We start from the raw sequence: 2,727 nt of genomic DNA on the forward strand, positions 1-2,727 counted from the left end.
GTCACAACTTGAAATAACTTATAAATTAAAGCAATATGAATAAAGATATAATAGTAGTAGAAGATGAAAAAGAAATAGCCATCTTTCATTACAAAGCGTTTTGCGAACTTTTGGTAGAGTGCATATCTATATATGGAAATACTACCATAGAGAATGCACAGCAATTGGTTAAAAATTTTTATCCGATTCAACATCCAATAGAAAGTACTATTGCTGTTTCTATCTTTGCTCACGAACCCTTTTATTACTGGGCAATGCTTGCTCGATATGGTGAAATGTATTGGCTTGGACATCCTGAACGTGAAGAAATCCCCGACAGTTATCAGGAATGGTTAGATAATGCTTTAGCCAGATATGGTTTGGATGAGTTTTATGATTTTATAGATAAACAAGAATAATAACGTGACTAACAAAGCGTGATAACGTTTAATAACGTTCCCCGCTTAGCCATTATCAACCAACTAAAAAAACAAAATATGAAGTTTGAAGTTTATGACAAAGCCAAATGGCATTATGACTCAAAAGATATGCCTAAAGATTTACCTGCAATAGCAGGTGCAACACACATTGCTTTCTTCGTAAGGTGGTGTGTTGAAAATGATTTAATGTCACGAGAAATCGAAGAAGATTGTGCAGAAGAGCTCCAACAAATTAAAAATAAAGAGTTGGATTGTAGAGATTTTTTCTTTGATGATATGGACGGAGTTCTTACATCAAATGAACTTAATACTAAAGGTAAGCAGTTTGCAGCAGCCTATTATCATTCAGACAAAACCAAATTTGCAAAGAAGTTTGGTTACTATTTAGCTGACTATGATAATTGGGTAAAGAATAAGTTAGGCAGTCAATATAATCCCGACACTTCATATTTTTATGTGGAAAATTCAGAAGAAAACTATAATGAGATAAAAGAAATTTGTAATAAACGCTATTCTGAATTTTTGAAAGGTTGATAACAAGCACCTGTGCCGCCTAACGGCAGCAAGCTGCATCCCATTATAAACAATTAGAATTGAAATAGGATGGTAGTCATTGTATTGCTTCTTATGCTAATTATAGCCTTCTTTGGATGCATCGTTCGAAAGGATTTTAGACATTCCTTGATATTTGCATTTCCGATTATCATCATTATTGGAATGTATGTATGGCTATTTACATTATATCCAGTTCAATGGGGATTAAAAAAACTACCTTTCGTTGAACAAGCATGTATAAGAGAAATATCGGCAAGTGATTACAGTAACATAAATTACAGGCACCTCAAATACGATGGTGTGATAGAATTTATAACAGATAAAGAACTTGATGATTGTCAAATTATTTTACGAGGCAGCTATAAAAGGAATTTAAGCTACAATGATTTTATAACTAATGATAGTCTTGCCATATTAATCTCTTATGATGTGGTTTTTGTCAAAGAAATGAACGATAAGTTTTTTTATAAAGCATTGTTTATTTCGAATCAACCCAATGATAACATACTATGTGATAGTATATATTGCAAGATTTTTATGATACGAATGTTTGCTCCTATTTATGAAACGAACGAGTTTGCAATACCAACTATTTCAAATGGCAAATAGAGTTTATAACGAGGTCGAGACAACAGCTAAACGCTGTTGCTCACCAAACCATTAATGGTAATAAGATATGATAGATTATTTATATTATAGATTTTATAGATTATGGCTTCATTCTTCTGTAGCGGAAGGAGCTGTATTTTTTGCGATGCTCTTGTTTTCAGTCATGCTATATGCTAATGTATTAACCGTATGGGGCATATTAACCCAATATGGGGTTATTGAATTCCCGTCCGATACCCAACACTATATTATTCAGGGTGGTTTGATAGCATTGTTGAGTAGCAGATATTTCTTAAAGAAAAGGTATAAAAGAATTATAGCTAAGTATGAAGATGAAAATTCCGTGCAACGTAAAGCCGGAGCGTGGGTGCTTACAATATATATAGTGGCAACCTTTGCTTGCCTTCTCTTGGAGACATTTCATAGACATGGAAAAATATAAATATACCATTAACGAAGCAGGATAACGGCAAGCCGTTCCCTGCTGAACCATTACCGATAATAACAAAATAAATTAATTTCATTATGGGACTATTTTTACGAATTACGTATCAATCACAAGGAGGAAGAACACCCGAAAAAGCATTTATAAATCGTAAGGTTTTAAGCTATATTATAGACGGTTTAAACGATGAAAATTGGCAAGATTCAATTTCAATTAAACTAACGACTCTTGATCCCCAATATAGTCATATTGCAATTGACGCAATTCTTAGATTTTTCCTTTCTGAAAATATAGAAGGTGGCAACTTAAAATCATTTTACAGATACCTTAAAAAAGATGATAAACTTATAATAGACCAAATGCTCACAATTGACAAATATGATAACTTGTCCGAAATTGAAACAAGAAAGGCACTTTGTGATGATATATTCCTATATTTCAAAGATGTTATCTTGAAATATAAAGAACGCTTTCTTGATTTTGATGCTGTTGTTTTTATCCCATTGCTTGAAGAAAGGTTTGAGGAAATAAAAAACGGTAAAATAGTAAGTAGAAGAAAATATGAACAATGGTAATTATAGTTTATCAGAGAAGGCGAGTAAATAGCTTTATCTCATTTCTTCATCGAAATTTTATAAATCAAAATAAGTAAAAAATATCGGTAACAAAGCGTGATAACGCTTGACAGCGTTCCCCGCT

5 protein-coding genes are annotated in these 2,727 nt (G+C 32.5%); all 5 read left to right on the plus strand.

Going from position 1 to position 2,727, the window contains the following annotated elements; translation table 11 throughout:
- The first annotated feature begins 35 nt into the window (after positions 1–35).
- The gene (locus tag M3090_RS15085; RefSeq protein ID WP_005650152.1) at positions 36–398 is read left to right on the plus strand and encodes a hypothetical protein; all 363 of its coding nucleotides are present in this window, start codon (positions 36–38) and stop codon (positions 396–398) included.
- Positions 399–476: 78 nt separating this feature from the next.
- Entirely contained in the window at positions 477–953 is a 477-nt protein-coding gene (locus M3090_RS15090; RefSeq protein WP_018712185.1) for a hypothetical protein, read from the plus strand.
- Between the two features lie 69 nt (positions 954–1,022).
- A complete protein-coding gene (locus M3090_RS15095) occupies positions 1,023–1,583 on the plus strand; it encodes a hypothetical protein (RefSeq protein WP_249057648.1) in 561 nt (186 codons plus the stop codon).
- A gap of 67 nt (positions 1,584–1,650) precedes the next feature.
- Complete coding sequence (locus M3090_RS15100) at positions 1,651–2,025, plus strand: hypothetical protein (protein ID WP_249057651.1); 375 nt, start codon at positions 1,651–1,653, stop codon at positions 2,023–2,025.
- A gap of 83 nt (positions 2,026–2,108) precedes the next feature.
- The gene (locus M3090_RS15105; RefSeq protein ID WP_191762925.1) at positions 2,109–2,603 is read left to right on the plus strand and encodes a hypothetical protein; all 495 of its coding nucleotides are present in this window, start codon (positions 2,109–2,111) and stop codon (positions 2,601–2,603) included.
- Positions 2,604–2,727: the final 124 nt, after the last annotated feature.

The sequence above is a fragment of the Bacteroides sp. ET71 genome (assembly GCF_023336905.1).
GTDB lineage: Bacteria > Bacteroidota > Bacteroidia > Bacteroidales > Bacteroidaceae > Bacteroides.